The sequence below is a fragment of the Comamonas humi genome (assembly GCF_054782535.1).
This window is the reverse complement of the sequence record NZ_BAAGSH010000024.1, coordinates 41,098-57,741: the sequence shown is the minus strand read 5'-3', so window position 1 is coordinate 57,741 and position 16,644 is coordinate 41,098. Positions and strand designations below refer to the sequence as shown.

The following is a 16,644-nucleotide window of genomic DNA, read 5'->3' as shown; positions in this document are numbered from 1 at the left end:
CGCTACTTCAGGAACACTTCGTCCAGCGGGCTCACCGCGCCCCAGATCGTCGTCGGCACATTGCCGACGTTGCCTTGGGTCAGCGTGTAGTACGGCACCAGGTCGAGGAAGCGGATCGGTACCTCGTCCGTCACGATCTTCTGGAATTCGGCGTACAGGGCCTTGCGCTTGGCGAGGTCCATCTCCTGCCCGGCCTGCTCCAGCAGCGCATCCACCTTGGGGTTGCTGTAGTTCTGGGTGTTGGTCCACACGGCCGGCTTGATGTTGGACGTGAGGTAGGTGCGGTGCACACCGATGACCGGATCGCCCCAGTTGAAGACCGTGTCGATGCTCATGTCGTAGTCCCGGTCCGCCATGCGCTTGGCCCAGCTCGGGAAGTCAGCCGAGGTGCGCACCTCGGCAGCGATGTTGAGCTTGCGCAACTGCGCGGCGATGTACTCGGCCTGCGTCTTGCCGCTGCCCGTGCCCGGCACGAAGTCCAGGACCAGCTTCATGCGCGGCTTGTCGCCCTCGACCTTGTAGCCCGCCTCGTCCAGCAGCGCCGCGGCCTTCTTCAGATCGACGGGGTAGGTCTCGATGTCCTTGGTCGCAAAAGGGCTGGACGGCACGATGGGGCCATTGGCCGAGGTGGATAGGCCGGCGTTCAGCGCCTTGTTGATGAAGTTCATGTCGACGGCATAGGCGATGGCCTTGCGCACACGCACATCCGAGAACTCCTTCTTCTTGAGGTTGAAGGCCAGCCAGTTCATGGCGCCCACACCCTCGTAGCCCTTGGAGGTCATTGCGATCTGCTTGTTCGGCTGCAGGCGGCGCAGGTCCACGGTGCGGTTGAAGAACGGCATCATCTGGATCGAGCCCCGCTCGAAGGCCAGCGTGGTGGCCGTGATGTCGGGCGACACGTCGATCACGATCTTGTCGAGGTAGGGCTTGCCCTTGAGGAAATACTTGTCGAAGCGCTCCAGGACCACGCGGCGTCCGGGCTCGAAATCGACGAATTTGAACGGTCCGGAACCGACGATATCCTTGCTGTTGCGCGGATGGGTCTTCAAATCCTTGCCGTCGCCATAAATATGCTTGGGCAAAATGGGCGCCAATGCCGGCGACATGGCCAGGATAATGGCCGGGTGCGGCTTGTTCATGCGGACCACGGCCGTATATTTATCCGGCGTCTCCACTTTTTCCACCGGCGCCATCATGCTTTCAAAAGGATGGTTCTGCTTGATGGCCATCAGGGAAAATGCCACGTCCTCGGAGGTAATCGGTTTTCCGTCATGGAAAACCGCGTCCTTGCGCAAATGCAGGGTCAGGCTCTTGCCGTCGGGCGCCAGCTCCCAGGATTCGGCCAGGTAGGGCTGGGGCTTCCAGTTGTCGTCGAAGCGCAGCGGGCTGGCAAACAATTGCGTGGCTGGGATCTGCGTGGCCACGCCGGACTGCACGGCGCTGTTGAGGTGCCGCGGCGTCTGGGGGAACGCCATGACCAGGGTGCCGCCCTTCTTGGGCGCCTCCTGGGACCAGGCCGATGGCGCCGCGACAGCCATCGCGACCGCCAGGGATGCCATGCCAGCTCGAAAGAAAATTCGCATTTCACGCCTCACCACGCAGTAAAAGAACCGGGTTCATGGTAGGGAGGCCAGTGGGCATAACATGGGTCCAGATGAATCCTTTTTGTGGAACCAGTTACACAAACGGGTGATATTACTTAAGGGTATTCACTGAAATCATTCATAAATACAATCCCATCATATTCAAAACATAATGGATTAATTTTCATGCAATCAATCTACCCCAGATAATATATTTGCTGCATTATCATTCTGCGGCCAGAAGCAGAATCCCCAACCCGACCGCGAGGCTCAGCGCCGCGGCTGCATCGCCACCAGCCGCGACACCTCGCCGGCGGCATTCAGCAGGTGCGGCAGCATCTGCTCGCGCATGATCTCAGGTGTGGTGCGGTTGGCCTGGCCGCTGATGTTGAGCGCGGCCACGGTTTCGCCGCGTGCGTTGCGCAGGGGCGCGGCGATCGAGATCAGGCCCTCTTCCAGTTCCTGGTTCAGCAGGCACCAGCCCTGCAGGCGCACCTGGTCGATCTCGCGCTGCAGCGCCTCGTCGTCCTGCAGGGTGTAGCGGGTGAAGCGCTCGCGCGTGCGCTCGGCCAGCACCTGCGCCAGTTGCTGCGGCGGCAGGCCCGCGAGCAGCACCCGGCCCAGCGAAGTCCAGCAGGCCGGCAGGCGCGAGCCAATGCCCAGGTTGGTGCTCATGATCTTGTGCGTGTGCAGGCGCATCACGTAGACCACGTCCTGCGCGTCCAGCACGGCGATGGAGCAGGACTCGTGCACCCGCTCCACCAGCGCGTCCATCACCGGCTGGGCCAGGTTCCAGACCGGCGTGGACGACAGGTAGGCAAACCCCAGGTCCAGGATGCGCGGCGTCAGTTCAAAGTACTTGCCGTCGCTCTTCACATAGCCCAGGGTCTGCAGCGTGAGCAGGATGCGCCGCGCGCCGGCGCGCGTCATGCCGGTGGCGACGGCCACCTCGGTGAGCGTCTGGCTCGGGGCGCGGTCGCTGAAGCTGCGTATCACCTCCAGCCCGCGGGCGAAGGATTGGACATAGCTGTCTCCGGGGCGCAATGCGTTGTTTTCGTCGGACATGGATGGCCTGCCTCCCGTCGCTCCCAGGGCGGTGCCTGGCTCCCAGGCGACAGGAAAAGTGTTGACAGCCAGGATTATGGGGCCGGATAATAATTCTATTAACGAACTTTTGTTCTTTATACGAACATTTTTTCTTCCAGGAGACAAATCCATGATCAACAAAATCGCCGACTCCGTCGCCGAGGCCCTGAGCGGCATCCAGGACGGCTCCACCGTGCTGATCGGCGGCTTCGGCACCTCGGGCAATCCCAACGAGCTGATCGACGGCCTGCTGGCCCAGGGCGCGCGCGACCTGACCGTGGTCAACAACAATGCCGGCAATGGCGACACCGGCCTCGCCGCCCTGCTCAAGAGCGGCCAGGTGCGCAAGATCATCTGCAGCTTCCCGCGCCAGGTCGACAGCTGGGTGTTCGACGAGCTGTACCGCGCCGGCAAGATCGAGCTGGAGCTGGTGGCCCAGGGCAACCTGGCCGAGCGCATGCGCGCCGCGGGCGCCGGCATCGGCGCCTTCTTCTGCCCCACGGCGTACGGCACCGAGCTGGCCAAGGACAAGGAAACGCGCGAGATCAACGGCCGCCAGTACGTGCTCGAATACCCCATCTACGGCGATGTGGCGCTGATCAAGGCCGAGACGGGCGACCGCTGGGGCAACCTCAACTACCGCATGGCAGCGCGCAACTTCGGCCCGGTGATGGCCACCGCCGCCAAGCGCACCATCGCCACGGTGCACGAGATCGTCGAGCTGGGCCAGCTCGACCCCGAGGCCGTGGTCACCCCCGGCATCTACGTGAACAAGATCGTGAAGATCGAGCGCACGGCCACGCAGGCCGGCGGCTTCAAGAAGTAAAGCAGGAGACAACCGTGAGCTACCAGAAACGCAGCAAGCAGGAACTCGCCCAGCGCGTGGCGCAGGACATCTTCGACGGCGCCTATGTGAACCTGGGCATCGGCATGCCCACCCAGGTGGCCAACTACATCCCGCAGGGCCGCGAGGTCATCCTGCAGAGCGAGAACGGCATCCTCGGCATGGGCCCGGCCCCGGCGCCCGGCCACGAGGACTACGACCTCATCAACGCCGGCAAGCAGCCGGTGACGCTGTTGCCCGGCGGCTGCTACTTCCACCACGCCGACAGCTTCGCGATGATGCGCGGCGGCCACCTCGACATCTCGGTGCTCGGCGCCTTCCAGGTGTCGGCCACCGGCGACCTGGCCAACTGGAGCACCGGCGAGCCCGGCGCCATCCCCGCCGTGGGCGGCGCGATGGACCTGGCCGTGGGCGCCAAGCAGACCTGGGTGATGATGGACCTGATGACCAAGACCGGCGAATGCAAGGTGGTGCAGGCCTGCAGCTACCCGCTCACCGGCCTGGCCTGCGTCAAGCGCATCTACACCGACCTGTGCTCGCTGGAATGCACGCCCGAGGGCCTGCGCCTGATCGACACCGTGGCCGGCCTCTCGCACGCCGAGCTGGAGACCATGATCGGTCTGCCTCTGCTGCCCGCACAGTAAGCATCAAAACAGCCGCCAGCGCTCATCCATCAAGCGCTGATAGCTATCTTTTTTGAAATCACTCCAGGAGACACCATGACCCAAGCCTTCATCTGCGACGCCGTGCGCACCCCCTTCGGCCGCTACGGCGGCGCCCTGGCCGGCGTGCGCACCGACGATCTCGGCGCCGTGCCCATCAAGGCCCTGATGGAACGCAACCCCAACGTGGACTGGACCGCCGTCGCCGACGTGCTCTACGGCTGCGCCAACCAGGCCGGCGAGGACAACCGCAATGTGGCGCGCATGTCGTCGCTGCTGGCCGGCCTGCCCATCGACGTGCCCGGTGCCACCATCAACCGCCTGTGCGGCTCCGGCCTGGACGCCATCGGCTCGGCCGCGCGCGCCATCAAGGCCGGCGAGGCCCGCCTGATGATCGCCGGCGGCGTGGAGAGCATGAGCCGCGCCCCCTTCGTGATGCCCAAGGCCGAGAGCGCCTTCAGCCGCAGCAACGCGGTGTACGACACCACCATCGGCTGGCGCTTCGTCAACAAGCTGATGAAGGCGCAGTTCGGCGTGGACTCCATGCCCGAGACCGCCGAGAACGTGGCCGACGACTTCAAGATCGAGCGCGCCGCCCAGGACCGCATGGCCCTGGCCTCCCAGCAGAAGGCCGCCGCCGCGATCGCCGCCGGCTACCTGGCGAAGGAGATCGTGCCCGTGTCCATCGCCCAGAAGAAGGGCGACCCCATCGTCGTGAGCCAGGACGAGCATCCCCGCGGCACCACCCTCGAGGCGCTGGCCAAGCTCAAGGGCGTGGTGCGGCCTGACGGCTCGGTGACCGCCGGCAACGCCAGTGGCGTGAACGACGGCGCCTGCGCCCTGCTGCTGGCCAATGAAGAAGCCGCCAAGCAATACGGTCTCACGCCGCGCGCCCGCGTGGTCGGCATGGCCACGGCCGGCGTGGCGCCGCGCATCATGGGCTTCGGCCCCGCGCCCGCCGTGCGCAAGGTGCTGGAGCTGACCGGCCTGTCGCTGGCCCAGATGGACGTGATCGAGCTGAACGAAGCCTTCGCCGCACAAGGCCTGGCCGTGCTGCGCGACCTCGGCATCGCCGACGACGACCAGCGCGTCAACCAGTGGGGCGGCGCCATTGCGCTGGGCCACCCGCTGGGCGCCTCGGGCGCACGCCTGGCCACCACGGCCGTGAACCAGCTGCACACGCTGGGCGGCCGCTACGCGCTGTGCACCATGTGCATCGGCGTGGGCCAGGGCATCGCCGTCATCCTCGAAAAAGTCTGACCGGAGCGCGCCGCATCCCCGCGGCGCTCGCCTCCTGCCTTCTTTTGCCTGACAGGCGGCAGCCCTGCCGCCTGCTCCCCCTGTGCCTCTCCCTCCCCCAAGCCCACCATGACCACTTCGCAGCTGACCACCGCCGCCGGCACCTTCCGCATCGATCTGCAAGGCCCCGAAGGCGCGCCCGTGCTGGTGTTCTCGAACTCGCTGGGCACCACGCTGGAGATGTGGGAGGCACAGGCACGCAGCTTTGCCAGCCACTACCGCGTGCTGCGCTACGACACCCGCGGCCACGGCGGCAGCGTGGCCGGCCCCGGCCCCTACAGCTTCGCGCAGCTGGGCGGCGATGTGCTGGCCATCCTCGATGCGCTGCATATCGACCAGGCGCATTTCTGCGGCATCTCGATGGGCGGCCTCACCGGCCTGTGGCTGGGCGTGCATGCCGCGCCGCGCCTGCGCAGCATCACCGTGGCCAACAGCGCCGCCAAGATCGGCAGTGAAGCCGCCTGGAGCGAGCGCGCCGCGCAGGTGCGCGCCAACGGCGCCGCTGGCATGCAGGCGCTGGCCGACTCGTCGCCCGGCCGCTGGTTCACCGAAGCCTTCGTCGCCGCCCGCCCTGCCGTCGTGCAGACCGCCCAGGGCTGGATTGCCGGCACCGGCCCCGAAGGCTATGCGAGCTGCTGCGAGGCCTTGGCCCGCGAAGACCTGCGCGCCTCGGTCGCCACCATCGCCACACCCACGCTGCTGATCGCAGGCAGCGGCGACCCGGTAACCACCGTGGCGGATGCCGAGGCCATGCGCGCCGCCATTGCCGGCGCCGCGCTGAGCGTGGTGCCGGCCTCGCACCTGTCCAACCTCGAAGCGCCGCAGGCCTTCGACCTGGCGCTCGCCACTTTCCTGGCCAGGCATTGACGCCCGGCCAGCCACCGCAGATGCCAGCCCTTCACCTCCCCGAGGCCACCATGCCGCCCACCCATCCATCCCCCCAGCGCCCGCGCGTGCTGATCACCGGCGGCGCCGCCGGCATTGGCGCGGCCACGGCCGCGCGCTGCCGCGCCGACGGCTATGAGCCCGTCATCATCGACCGCAACGTGGACCAGGTGCCCGGCGGCATCCAGGCCGACCTCAGCAGCGTGGACGGCACGGCGCGCGCGCTGGAGCAGGCGCTGGCCGGCGGCCCCATCACTCGCCTGGTGAACAACGTGGGCATCGTCGTGCCGGGCGACGCCGCCTCGCAGACCCTGGCCGAGTTCGAGCTTGCCATGCAGCTCAACCTGCGCTGCGCCTTCCAGTGCATGCAGGCGCTGCTGCCGGGCATGAAGCAAGCGGGCTTCGGGCGCATCGTCAACATGTCCTCGCGCGCCGCGCTGGGCAAGGACCTGCGCACCGCCTACGCCGCCTCCAAGGCCGGCCTGATCGGCATGACGCGCGTGTGGGCGCTGGAGCTGGGCCAGTGGGGCATCACCGCCAACGCCATCGGCCCCGGCCCGATCCGCACCGAGCTGTTCGACCAGGCCAACCCGCCCGACGCACCGCGCACGCAGAAGATCATCCAGTCCGTGCCCGTCAAGCGCGTGGGCACGCCCGAAGACGTGGCCCATGCCGTGTCCTACATGCTCGACGAGCGCAGCGGCTTCGTCACCGGGCAGGTGCTCTACGTCTGCGGGGGCATGACGGTGGGCGTCGCCGGCGTCTGACGGCCCGCCCATCCCCGTATCCATCACATTACCTACTACCCCCAGGAGATTCCCATGACCCCCTTCCTTTCCCGCCTGTCCCGCCGCCAGAGCCTGCAGGCGCTGGCCGCCGCCGCCCTGGTCGCCACGGGCGCCGCGCCGGCGCTGGCCGCCGACAACTTCCCGAGCAAGCCCATCACCATCGTCGTGCCCTTCGTGGCCGGCGGCACCACCGACATCCTGGCGCGCGTGGTCGGCCAGGCGATGAGCGAGAGCCTGGGCCAGCCGGTGGTCATCGACAACCGCGCCGGCGCGGGCGGCAACATCGGCGGCCAGTTCGCGTCGCGCGCGCCGGCCGACGGCTACACCATCTTCATGGGCACCGTGGGCACGCACGCCATCAACGAGTGGCTCTACGCCAAGATGCCCTTCAAGCCCAACCAGGACTTCGCGCCGCTGACCCGCGTGGCCAACGTGCCCAACCTGCTGGTGGCCCACCCGAGCCAGCCGTTCAAGACCGTGAAGGAGCTGATCGCCTATGCCAAGGCCAACCCGGGCAAGGTGAACTTCGGCTCGCCGGGCAACGGCTCGTCGCCGCACCTGTCGGGCGAGCTGTTCGACAGCCTGGCCGGCGTGAAGATGACCCACGTGCCCTACAAGGGCAGCGCCCCGGCCATCACCGACCTGCTGGGCAACCAGATCGCCATCATGTTCGACAACATGCCCTCGGCCATCCAGCACGTGCGCTCGGGCAAGCTGCGCCCCATCGCGGTGACCACGCCCAAGCGCTCGCCCGAGCTGCCCGACGTGCCCACCGTGGCCGAAGCCGGCGTGCCGGGCTACGCGGCCATGTCGTGGTTCGGCCTGTTCGCGCCCGCGAAGACGCCGGCCGCCGTGCAGGCCAAGCTGCATGACGCCATCGTCAAGGCGCTGAAGAACCCGGCCGTGGCCAAGAAGATCCAGGAGCAAGGCGGCGAGGTCGTGGCCGAGTCGCCCGCCGAGTTCGCCGCCTTCATCAAGGCCGAGAACGAGAAGTGGAAGAAGGTGGTCAAGGATTCCGGCGCGGTCGCCGGCTGATCTCTGCCAACTATTAAATCAGGAGCTGGTCGCGCTTGACCCTCCTTGGTTTCAGATATTTTCATATTTGAAACCAAGGTAGAGCAAGCGCTACCAGCTCTTATTTTTGCAGTGGCTCAGGCAGATTCAGGCAGATGCAGGCAGGTTCGGGTAGCGGTGCGCCAGCGCCTCGCCCAGGCCGAATTCGCCGAGGATGGCGCGCAACCGCTCGGCGGCGCTGCGCTTCTTCTGGCCGGTGTGGCGCGCCAGGATCAGCTCGTTCTTCATGCTGTGCTCCCAGCCGACCAGCTCGGTCACCGTCACCTGGTAGCCCTGGCTCTCGAGGTACAGGCAGCGCAGCACGTTGGTGATCTGGCTGCCCATCTCGCGCGTGTGGATGGGGTGGCGCCACAGCTCGGCCAGCGGCGTGCGCGACAGCGACAGCGCCTTGCCCTGGCGCAGGCAGGCAGCCACCTCGGCCTGGCAGCAGGGCACGAGCACCATGGCACGGGCCTGCTTCTCCAGGCCAAACGCTATTGCATCATCGGTGGCGGTATCGCAGGCGTGCAGCGCCGTGACCACGTCGAAGCGCCCGGGCATGAAGTCGGCGCGCGTGGAGTCGGCCACCGACATGTTCAGGAACTCCATGCGGTCGAAGCCCAGCTCGGCCGCGAGCTGCTGCGAGCTTTCGACCAGCGGCGCGCGCGTCTCGATGCCGTAGATCTCGCCGCGACCGAGCGGCTTGAAGAACAGGTCGTAGAGGATGAAGCCCAGGTAGGACTTGCCCGCGCCATGGTCGGCCAGCGTGACGGCATGCTCGCCCGCGGACAGCTCGGCCAGCAGCGGCTCGATGAACTGGTACAGGTGGTAGACCTGCTTGAGCTTGCGGCGCGAATCCTGGTTGAGCTTGCCGTCGCGCGTGAGGATGTGCAGCGCCTTCAGCAGTGCTATGGACTGGCCGGGCCGCAGCTCCAGCTGCTGGGCCACGTCGGCGGGAGCGGAAGCCTTTGCCTGGACCTTGGGTTGAGCCTTGGCGTTCGCGCGGCTCATTCAGCCGCGTCCTTGTTCTCGGCCGGCTTGTCGGCAGGGTGGTGCGGAAACGGGCAGCGCGCGCCCACGCCCAGGTCCAGCCAGCCCTCGATGCCAAGCTCCTCCAGCACTTCCATGTTGCGCTCGTAGATGGACTCGGCCTCGGGGAAGGCCTCGACGGCCTTGTCGATGCTGTCCTCGCGCAGCAGGTGCAGCGTGGGGTACGGCGAGCGGTTGGTGCAGTTGGTGACGTCGTCGACCTCGGTGCCCTCGAACTGGAACAGCGGATGGAACGAGGCCACCTGCAGGATGCCGCCCAGGTCCAGCTCCTCGATCATGCTGTCGGCCAGGTCGAGGAAGTCGTTGAAGTCCAGGAAGTCGTGCAGCGCATACGGCAGGATCAGCAGCGTGGTGTCGCGCAGCTCGGCGTTGGCCTCGGCCAGCGCCTCCAGCTCGCGGTGCAGGTCGTGCGCCACACCTTCGGCGTCGGTGGCCTCGCTCACCGTGTAGTGGATCTGCTGCTTGGCATGCACGCCCTTGGCGAAGGGGCACAGGTTGAGGCCGATCACGGCCTTTTCCAGCCAGGCAACCGTGTCGGCGATGGCGATCTCGCGCAGCTCGGCGTGCGAGTGCGGCTCAAGAATGGGGGGTGGCGTCATGCCCCCTATTTTACGGGGCCATGTCCAACAGCCGCGCTCCGGTCAGCCTCTCGTGCTCGCGGGCGGCGTAGCGGTCGGTCATGCCGGCGATGAAGTCGGCCACCACGCGGGCGCGCTCCAGCTCGGCCTGGTCCGGCTCCTGATTCGCGCGGGAGGCAAAGCGCGGCTTCATCTCGTGCGGCGACTGCAGGTAGAGGCCGAACAGCTCGCGCACCACCTGCTTGGCGCGGCCGGTGGTCTCCATCACCTGCGGATGGCGGTACAGGTTGGCAAACAGGAAACGCTTGAGCTGCAGCGACTCGGCGCGCATCGCGGGGCTGAATCCGACCATCGCCGGCAGCGCGCGCACGGCGTCCACATCGGCGGGCCGCGCCTGCTCCAGCGCCGCGCCGGTGTGGCGGATCACGTCGTAGACCTGCTCGCTGAGCATGCGGCGGATGGTCTCGTGCAGCAGGTAGCGCTCGCGCCGGTGGTGGCCCTCGTCGGCCAGCTGCGGGTGCTCGTTCAGCGTCTCGCCGGCATAGCGGGCGAACAGCGGCACCTGCATCAGCTGCTCGACGCTGATGAGGCCGGAGCGCACGCCGTCGTCCACGTCGTGCGCGTTGTAAGCGATCTCGTCGGCCAAGTTGGCGAGCTGCGCCTCCAGGCCCGGCTGCTGGCCGTGCAGAAAGCGCCAGCCCACGCCGCCGGGCTCGCGCGCCTCGATGCGGCGGGCGTTGGCGGCCGAGCAGTGCTTGAGGATGCCCTCGCGCGTCTCGAAGCACAGGTTCAGCCCGCTGTGGCCGGGGTAGCGCTCTTCCAGCGTGTCGACCACGCGCAGGCTCTGCAGGTTGTGCTCGAAGCCGCCGTAAGCCTGCATGCATTCGTTCAGCTCGTCCTGCCCCGCATGGCCGAAGGGCGTGTGGCCCAGGTCGTGCGCCAGGCAGATGGCCTCGATCAGGTCCTCGTTGAGCCGCAGCACCCGGCCGATGGAGCGGCCGAGCTGCGCCACCTCCAACGAATGCGTGAGCCGCGTGCGGAACAGATCGCCCTCGTGGTTGAGGAACACCTGGGTCTTGTAGACCAGGCGCCGGAACGCCGTGGAATGCACGATGCGGTCACGGTCGCGCTGGAACTCGCTGCGCGTGGGCGCCGCCGGCTGCGGGTGCAGCCGGCCCCGGCTCGCGGCCGAGTGGCAGGCGTAGGGGACGAGGCCGGCCTCGGACAGGATCATGCGCAGCAGAGGTCGATCACTTCGCGCACCAGCGCCTCGGGCGCCTCGCGCACCACGGCCTTGCCGGGCCCGTCGATCAGCACGAAGCGGATCGAGCCGGCCTGCGATTTCTTGTCGAGCTGCATCAGCTCGAGGTAGCGGCCGGCGTTGTCCTGCGCGTCGAGCAGCGCGCCCTTCACCGGCAGGCCGGCGCGCTGCACCAGGCTGCGCAGCCGCAGGGCGAAGGCCGCATCGACAAGCCCCAGGCGCTGCGACAGCTCGGCCGCCATCACCATGCCGGCGGCCACGCCCTCGCCGTGCAGCCACACGCCGTAGCCCATGCCGGCCTCGATCGCATGGCCGAAGGTGTGGCCGAAGTTCAGGATCGCGCGCAGGTCGGACTCGCGCTCATCCTTGGCCACCACGTCGGCCTTGATCTCGCAGCTGCGGCGCACCGCGTGCGCCAGCGCCGTCTTGTCGCGGGCCACCAGCGCGTCGATGTTCTGCTCCAGCCAGTCGAACAGCGCCATGTCGGCGATGGGGCCGTACTTGATGACCTCGGCCAGGCCCGCGCTCAGCTCGCGCGCGGGCAGCGTGTCGAGCGTGTCCAGGTCGCAGGCCACCAGGCGCGGCTGGTAGAAGGCGCCGATCATGTTCTTGCCCAGCGGGTGGTTGATGCCCGTCTTGCCGCCCACCGACGAATCGACCTGCGACAGCAGGGTGGTCGGCACCTGCACGAATGGCACGCCGCGCATGTAGCAGGCGGCGGCAAAGCCAGTCATGTCGCCCACCACGCCGCCGCCCAGCGCGAACAGCACGGTCTTGCGGTCGGCTCCGTGCTTGAGCAGGGTGTCGAAGATGCTCTGCAGCGTCTGCCAGTTCTTGTGCTCCTCGCCGTCGGGCAGCACCACGAGCTGCACCTGCGCGTACTGGCCCTGCAGCGCGGCCTGCAGGCGCGCCGCATACAGCGGCTGCACGGTGGTGTTGGTGACGATGAGCGCCGCGCTGGCCTTGGGCAGCGGGGCGAGCTGGGTCAATTGGTCGAGCAGGCCGGAGCCGATGCAGATCGGGTAGCTGCGCTCGCCCAGGGCGATGGTGAGGGTGTGTGTGGACATGGATCGCTCAGGAATACGTTGCCGCCTGGGATGGAGAGGTTGTGCGGCGGCGGTACATCTTACCGTCGGGCGCCTAGGCGCCCCGGTTGCGCATCCAGTCCGCCGTCTGGAAAAAGCTCTGTTTCAGGCGCTCGCGCAGCTCGGCGGGCACGCCGGTGTCGCCCATGGCCTGGTCCATGCAGGCCAGCCACTGGTCACGCTCGAGGATGCCGATGGAAAACGGCATGTGCCGCATGCGCAGCCGCGGGTGGCCGAAGCGGCTGATGTAGTGGTCGGGCCCACCCAGCCAGCCGCTCAGGAACCAGAACAGCTTGTCGCGCGCATTGTCGAGCGACGGGCCGTGGGCCGCCCGCAGCGCGGCGTAGCCGGGCTCCAGGTCCATGAGGTCGTAGAAGCGGTCGACCAGCGCGCGCACCTGCGCTTCTCCTCCGATCCAATCGAACGGAGTTGCCGGCGTGGCGTCGTTTTTCTCTTCGGTCATACTCAAATTTTGATAAAAACAGGCTACAGCGCTTATCCATCAAGCGCAAGCAGCTATTTTATATATAGCAACTCACTCCACCGCCGCCTCGCGCAGCGTGGCCATCACCGGCCGGGTCAGCACCTCGCGCAGGCCCCACCAGCCCGCGACCAGCGCCAGCACCGCGCCCACGGCGCCGCCGGCCAGCGGCACCCAGGGCGAAGGCAGCCAGGCAAACTCGAACACATAGCGCGCCAGCGCCCAGCCGATCACCATCGCCACCACGCTGGCCAGCACGCCGGCCAGCAGGCCCACGCCCGCCAGCTCGGCGCGCTGCACCTGGCGCAGCAGGCTGGCCTGGGCGCCCACGGCGCGCATGATGGCGAACTCGCGCGCGCGCTCCTCGCGCGTGGCGGTGATGGCGCCGAACAGCACCACCAGCCCGGCCGCCAGCGTGAAGCCGAACAGGTACTCCACCGCGCGGATCACCTGGTCGAGCACGCGCTGCACCTGGGCGATGGTGGAGCGCAGGTCCACGTTGGTGATGTTCGGAAACTCGCGCACCAGCGCGTTGTCGAAGCCCGCCGCGTCGGGCGCGCGGTAGGCGGCCAGGTAGGTCACGGCCACGTCGTTCATCTGGTCGACCGGGTAGATCACGAAGAAGTTGGCGCGCATCGTGCCCCAGTCCACCTTGCGCAGGCTGGTGATGGTGCTCTCGCGCTGCACGCCGCCCATGTCGAAGCGCAGCTTGTCGCCGAGCTTGAGGCCCAGCGTCTCGGCGATGCCCGATTCCACGCTCACGCCCCCCTCCTCGCCCACCGTCCAGCGGCCGGCCTCGATCAGGTTGTTCTCGGGCAGCGTGGTGGTGTGCGAGATGTTGAACTCGCGGTCCACCAGGCGCTGGGCGCGCTCCTCGGTGTAGTCCTGCGGCTTCACGTCGCGGCCGTTGACCTGCAGCAGCCGCCCGCGCACCATCGGGTACCAGTCGAGCTTGTGCACGCCGGCCCGCTCCAGCGCCTGCTGGAAGGGCTTGGCCTGGTCCGGCATGATGTTGATGACGAAGCGGTTCATCGCATCGGGCGGCGTGGTCTGGCGCCAGGCGTGGATCAGGTCGGTGCGCAGCAGCACCAGCAGCACCAGCGCCATCAGGCCCACGGCCAGGCCGCTGACCTGCACCACGGTGAACCACGGCCGCGCCGCCACCTGCCGCGTGGCCAGCACCAGCCAGCGCGGCGCGGTGTTTTCATGAACCATCCGGCGCAGCAGCGCAATCGCCGCCGCGCCCATGGCCGCGAACAACAGCACCGCCACCGCAAAACCGCCCACGGCAATGCCGCCGAGCTTGAGGTCGCCGCTCACCAGCATCAACAGCGCGGCAAAGCCCACCACGCCCAGCGCCAGCACCGAGGCCGAGGCGGGCTTGATCGCGCCCAGCTCTCGCCGCAGCACATGCAGCGGTGGCACCCGCGCCAGCTGCAACACCGGCGGCAGGCCGAAGGCCGCCAGCAAGGTCAGCCCCATGCCCACGCCCAGCGCCGCCGGCCACCAGCCCGCCGGCGGCAGCGCCGTGCTGACCAGGTCGGCCAGCAGCCGCACAAACAATGCATGCACCGCATAGCCCAGCACCACGCCCAGCACGCTCGCCGCCAGGCCCGCCGCGGCGAACTCGACCACATAGGCGCCGGCGATGCGGCGCTGCGGCAGCCCCAACACGCGCAACAGCGCCGCGCCCTGCAGGTGCGCCTCGGCAAAGCCGCGCGCCGCCAGCGCCACCGCCACGGCCGACAGCAGCGCCGCCAGCAGCGCCACCAGGTTGAGAAACTTTTGCGCGCGGTCGATCGTCTGCTGCATCTCGGGTCGGCCGCTGTCCAGCGACTCGATACGCACGCCGCGGCTGCCCGCCTCCTTCACCTGCTGCTCGGCCCACTGCGCAAAGGCCTGCACCTGGCGCGGCTCGCCGGCCACGGCAAAGCGGTAGACCAGGCGGCTGGCCGGCTGCACCAGGCCGGTGGTGGCCAGGTCGGCATCGCGCAGCATCACGCGCGGCGCAAAGTTCAGAAAGCCCGCGCCGCGGTCCGGCTCCACGGTGATGACGCGGGCGATGCGCAGTTGCCGGTCGCCCAGCCACAGCATCTGGCCAGGCCGCAGGTTCAGCGCCTCGAGCAGGCCCTCTTCCACCCACACCTCGCCGCTGGCCGGAATGCCGCCGGCCGCCGCATCGGGCGCGCCCGGCGCATCGGCCACCCGCAGGCTGCCGCGCAGCGGGTAGCCCGGCTGCACCGCCTTCAGCGCCACCAGCCGGCTCTCGCCGCCATCGGCATCGTCGGCCCGCGCCATGGTCGGAAAGCTCGCCGTGCCCGCGCTGGCGAGCTGCAGCTCGGCCGCGCGCTGCACGAAGGCCGGCGGCGTGGGCTGGTCGCTGACCACCACCACGTCGCCGCCCAGCAGCTGGCCCGCATCGCGCTTGAGCCCGGCCTGCAGCCGGTCCGAAAAGAACCCCACCGACGCCAGCGCGGCCACCGCCAGCGCCACCGCCACCAGCAACAACCGCAGCTCGCCCGCCCGCCAGTCGCGCCACAGCTGGCGCAGCCCCAAGGAAAAAATGCTCTGACCCATGGGGCGATACGGTAGCCGAACTGGGGAATCCCTCAGCCGGCACCCGGCTTCCGCGCCTGGCTTGCCGTTCGTCGCCTCAACACCACCATTCATCACGAATAACAACAGAAGTTTAATTACCAATATCTATCATTCATCTCATGCTTATCCGCCATTGCTATCAACACCAGGCCGCTACCGGCTTCACCGCCATCGAGTTGATGGTGGTCGTCGCCATCCTGGCGATCCTGGCAGCGCTGGCCGGGCCGAGCTTCAACGGCCTGATCGAGCGCTGGCGCGTGCGGCAGGCGGTGGAGGGGTTGCAGTCGGCGCTGTATTACGCGCGTTCGGAGGCGATCAAGCGTGGGGGCAGTGTCAGCCTGCGCAAGGAAGAGAGCGGCACGAACGGTTGCTCGCTGGCTAAAGCCAATGATGACTGGGACTGCGGCTGGTTCGTTTTTGTGGATACCAATGACAACGGTGATCGCAACCGGGGCGAGGAAATCCTGCTGCACGTGGCCAGCCCTGCCCGCACGCAGATCACCCGCAAGGACGGGGGCGCCGCCATCATCTTCAGCCGCTGGGGCACTCCCAAACAGGCTTTTGGCTTCTCGCTTGTGCCACAGGGCAAGTCCCACAGCGATCCCGCCGCGCGCGGCCTGTGCATGAGTTCGGGCGGCCGCATCCGGATCACCACCGATCCCAACGAAATCCCATGCTCCAACTAAGCCTGTACCCACTGCGCCGCCAGCGCGGTATCACCCTGCTCGAGTCCCTGGTCGCCATCGTCGTCGCGGCGCTGGGCATTCTCGGCATCCTGGGCGTGCAGATGCGCACGCTGGCCGACACCCAGACCAGCGTGCGCCGCGCGCAGGCGGTGCGGCTGATCGAAGACCTGGGCGAGCGCATGAAAGTCAATCCCAACGCGCTCGGCAATATCAACAGCTACGTGCTCACCTGGGCGGCCGAACCGACACCGCCTGACACCCGCCCCATGACGGCCCAAGCCGCCAAGACCTGCGACGCCTCCACCTGCAGCCACGCAGAGCTGGCGGCCTACGACGTGCGCGAATGGAAGCGCCTGGTGGAAACCTCATTGCCGCTGGGCAACGCCGCCACCTTTCTGGCCGTGGGCGAGGATGCAACTTCCAGTGATCGCCGCCAGATCGGCGTGATGGTCAGTTGGCGCGAGAACGAACGTGACGACAGCGACGCCTACCGCAACCGCATCGACACCACCAAGATCATCGCCGCCGACGGCACCGCCAGCGAGGGCGGCGGCGCCGTCACCTGCCCCAGTGGCCGCACCTGCCACCTGCAGTACCTCCCGGTCAGCGCCCGTTGTGCCCCCTATTTCGCAGGCGGTGCCGCCCAGTACTTCTGCCCCGGATCATGACATCAAAAACAGTAGCATCTTGCGCTTTTACTGCAAG

Annotated in this window: 16 protein-coding genes; 8 read left to right on the top strand and 8 right to left on the bottom strand. The window is 67.8% G+C overall.

Annotation, left to right across the window (positions count from 1 at the left end; translation table 11 throughout):
* Positions 1–2: 2 nt before the first annotated feature.
* Both ACYVKR_RS23065 and ACYVKR_RS23060 read right to left on the bottom strand, forming a co-directional pair.
* Positions 3–1,559, bottom strand: coding sequence for an ABC transporter substrate-binding protein (locus ACYVKR_RS23065; RefSeq protein WP_460483324.1), 1,557 nt, complete (start codon positions 1,557–1,559; stop codon positions 3–5).
* 294 nt (positions 1,560–1,853) lie between these two features.
* Positions 1,854–2,648 (bottom strand): IclR family transcriptional regulator, encoded by a 795-nt coding sequence (locus ACYVKR_RS23060; protein WP_460483323.1) that lies wholly within the window; start codon positions 2,646–2,648, stop codon positions 1,854–1,856.
* Between the two features lie 151 nt (positions 2,649–2,799).
* On the opposite strand from ACYVKR_RS23060, the gene ACYVKR_RS23055 reads away from it, so the two are divergent.
* The 6 genes from ACYVKR_RS23055 (at position 2,800) to ACYVKR_RS23030 (ending at position 8,182) form a co-directional block, all read left to right on the top strand.
* Entirely contained in the window at positions 2,800–3,495 is a 696-nt protein-coding gene (locus ACYVKR_RS23055) for a sugar phosphate isomerase family (RefSeq protein ID WP_460483322.1), read from the top strand.
* 14 nt (positions 3,496–3,509) lie between these two features.
* Positions 3,510–4,157, top strand: a complete 648-nt coding sequence (locus tag ACYVKR_RS23050) for a sugar phosphate isomerase family (protein ID WP_460483321.1) — start codon at positions 3,510–3,512, stop codon at positions 4,155–4,157.
* A gap of 75 nt (positions 4,158–4,232) precedes the next feature.
* Positions 4,233–5,435, top strand: coding sequence for a thiolase family protein (gene pcaF, locus ACYVKR_RS23045; protein WP_460483320.1), 1,203 nt, complete (start codon positions 4,233–4,235; stop codon positions 5,433–5,435).
* Between the two features lie 108 nt (positions 5,436–5,543).
* Positions 5,544–6,341 carry an alpha/beta hydrolase gene (gene pcaD, locus ACYVKR_RS23040; protein WP_460483319.1) on the top strand — a complete coding sequence of 266 codons (798 nt, stop codon included), beginning with the start codon at positions 5,544–5,546 and terminating at the stop codon, positions 6,339–6,341.
* Positions 6,342–6,391: 50 nt separating this feature from the next.
* Entirely contained in the window at positions 6,392–7,126 is a 735-nt protein-coding gene (locus ACYVKR_RS23035; protein WP_460483576.1) for an SDR family oxidoreductase, read from the top strand.
* A 54-nt stretch (positions 7,127–7,180) separates the two neighbouring features.
* Positions 7,181–8,182: a Bug family tripartite tricarboxylate transporter substrate binding protein gene (locus ACYVKR_RS23030; protein ID WP_460483318.1), complete on the top strand. Its 1,002-nt coding sequence runs from the start codon at positions 7,181–7,183 to the stop codon at positions 8,180–8,182.
* A 126-nt stretch (positions 8,183–8,308) separates the two neighbouring features.
* On the opposite strand, the gene ACYVKR_RS23025 is transcribed toward ACYVKR_RS23030, so the two are convergent.
* The 6 genes from ACYVKR_RS23025 to ACYVKR_RS23000 all read right to left on the bottom strand — a co-directional run bounded on the left by ACYVKR_RS23025 (position 8,309) and on the right by ACYVKR_RS23000 (position 15,232).
* Positions 8,309–9,211, bottom strand: a complete 903-nt coding sequence (locus ACYVKR_RS23025; protein ID WP_460483317.1) for a class I SAM-dependent methyltransferase — start codon at positions 9,209–9,211, stop codon at positions 8,309–8,311.
* On the bottom strand, positions 9,208–9,849 hold the full coding sequence (locus ACYVKR_RS23020; RefSeq protein WP_460483316.1) for a DUF1415 domain-containing protein: 642 nt from the start codon (positions 9,847–9,849) through the stop codon (positions 9,208–9,210). The genes ACYVKR_RS23025 and ACYVKR_RS23020 overlap by 4 nt, the downstream gene beginning before the upstream one ends.
* Before the next feature lie 10 nt (positions 9,850–9,859).
* On the bottom strand, positions 9,860–11,062 hold the full coding sequence (locus ACYVKR_RS23015) for a deoxyguanosinetriphosphate triphosphohydrolase family protein (RefSeq protein ID WP_460483315.1): 1,203 nt from the start codon (positions 11,060–11,062) through the stop codon (positions 9,860–9,862).
* Positions 11,059–12,156, bottom strand: a complete 1,098-nt coding sequence (aroB, locus tag ACYVKR_RS23010) for a 3-dehydroquinate synthase family protein (protein ID WP_460483314.1) — start codon at positions 12,154–12,156, stop codon at positions 11,059–11,061. Before aroB ends, ACYVKR_RS23015 begins: the two co-directional genes overlap by 4 nt.
* Before the next feature lie 73 nt (positions 12,157–12,229).
* Positions 12,230–12,637: a group II truncated hemoglobin gene (locus ACYVKR_RS23005; protein WP_460483313.1), complete on the bottom strand. Its 408-nt coding sequence runs from the start codon at positions 12,635–12,637 to the stop codon at positions 12,230–12,232.
* A 72-nt stretch (positions 12,638–12,709) separates the two neighbouring features.
* A complete protein-coding gene (locus ACYVKR_RS23000) occupies positions 12,710–15,232 on the bottom strand; it encodes an ABC transporter permease (protein WP_460483312.1) in 2,523 nt (840 codons plus the stop codon).
* A 140-nt stretch (positions 15,233–15,372) separates the two neighbouring features.
* On the opposite strand from ACYVKR_RS23000, the gene ACYVKR_RS22995 reads away from it, so the two are divergent.
* Positions 15,373–15,939 (top strand): GspH/FimT family pseudopilin, encoded by a 567-nt coding sequence (locus ACYVKR_RS22995; protein ID WP_460483311.1) that lies wholly within the window; start codon positions 15,373–15,375, stop codon positions 15,937–15,939.
* The gene (gene pilV / locus ACYVKR_RS22990) at positions 15,927–16,607 is read left to right on the top strand and encodes a type IV pilus modification protein PilV (RefSeq protein ID WP_460483310.1); all 681 of its coding nucleotides are present in this window, start codon (positions 15,927–15,929) and stop codon (positions 16,605–16,607) included. Before ACYVKR_RS22995 ends, pilV begins: the two co-directional genes overlap by 13 nt.
* Positions 16,608–16,644: the final 37 nt, after the last annotated feature.

Bases quoted from the DNA above. Each gene is read 5' to 3' on its own strand.
- ACYVKR_RS23060 (WP_460483323.1), bottom strand. From the start codon at position 2,648: ATGTCCGACGAAAACAACGCATTGCGCCCCGGAGACAGCTATGTCCAA.
- ACYVKR_RS23015 (WP_460483315.1), bottom strand. From the start codon at position 11,062: ATGATCCTGTCCGAGGCCGGCCTCGTCCCCTACGCCTGCCACTCGGCC.
- ACYVKR_RS23035 (WP_460483576.1), top strand. From the start codon at position 6,392: ATGCCGCCCACCCATCCATCCCCCCAGCGCCCGCGCGTGCTGATCACC.
- pcaD (WP_460483319.1), top strand. From the start codon at position 5,544: ATGACCACTTCGCAGCTGACCACCGCCGCCGGCACCTTCCGCATCGAT.
- ACYVKR_RS23055 (WP_460483322.1), top strand. From the start codon at position 2,800: ATGATCAACAAAATCGCCGACTCCGTCGCCGAGGCCCTGAGCGGCATC.
- pilV (WP_460483310.1), top strand. From the start codon at position 15,927: ATGCTCCAACTAAGCCTGTACCCACTGCGCCGCCAGCGCGGTATCACC.
- ACYVKR_RS23065 (WP_460483324.1), bottom strand. From the start codon at position 1,559: ATGGCATCCCTGGCGGTCGCGATGGCTGTCGCGGCGCCATCGGCCTGG.
- ACYVKR_RS23005 (WP_460483313.1), bottom strand. From the start codon at position 12,637: ATGACCGAAGAGAAAAACGACGCCACGCCGGCAACTCCGTTCGATTGG.
- ACYVKR_RS23030 (WP_460483318.1), top strand. From the start codon at position 7,181: ATGACCCCCTTCCTTTCCCGCCTGTCCCGCCGCCAGAGCCTGCAGGCG.
- aroB (WP_460483314.1), bottom strand. From the start codon at position 12,156: ATGTCCACACACACCCTCACCATCGCCCTGGGCGAGCGCAGCTACCCG.
- pcaF (WP_460483320.1), top strand. From the start codon at position 4,233: ATGACCCAAGCCTTCATCTGCGACGCCGTGCGCACCCCCTTCGGCCGC.
- ACYVKR_RS23000 (WP_460483312.1), bottom strand. From the start codon at position 15,232: ATGGGTCAGAGCATTTTTTCCTTGGGGCTGCGCCAGCTGTGGCGCGAC.
- ACYVKR_RS23020 (WP_460483316.1), bottom strand. From the start codon at position 9,849: ATGACGCCACCCCCCATTCTTGAGCCGCACTCGCACGCCGAGCTGCGC.
- ACYVKR_RS22995 (WP_460483311.1), top strand. From the start codon at position 15,373: ATGCTTATCCGCCATTGCTATCAACACCAGGCCGCTACCGGCTTCACC.
- ACYVKR_RS23025 (WP_460483317.1), bottom strand. From the start codon at position 9,211: ATGAGCCGCGCGAACGCCAAGGCTCAACCCAAGGTCCAGGCAAAGGCT.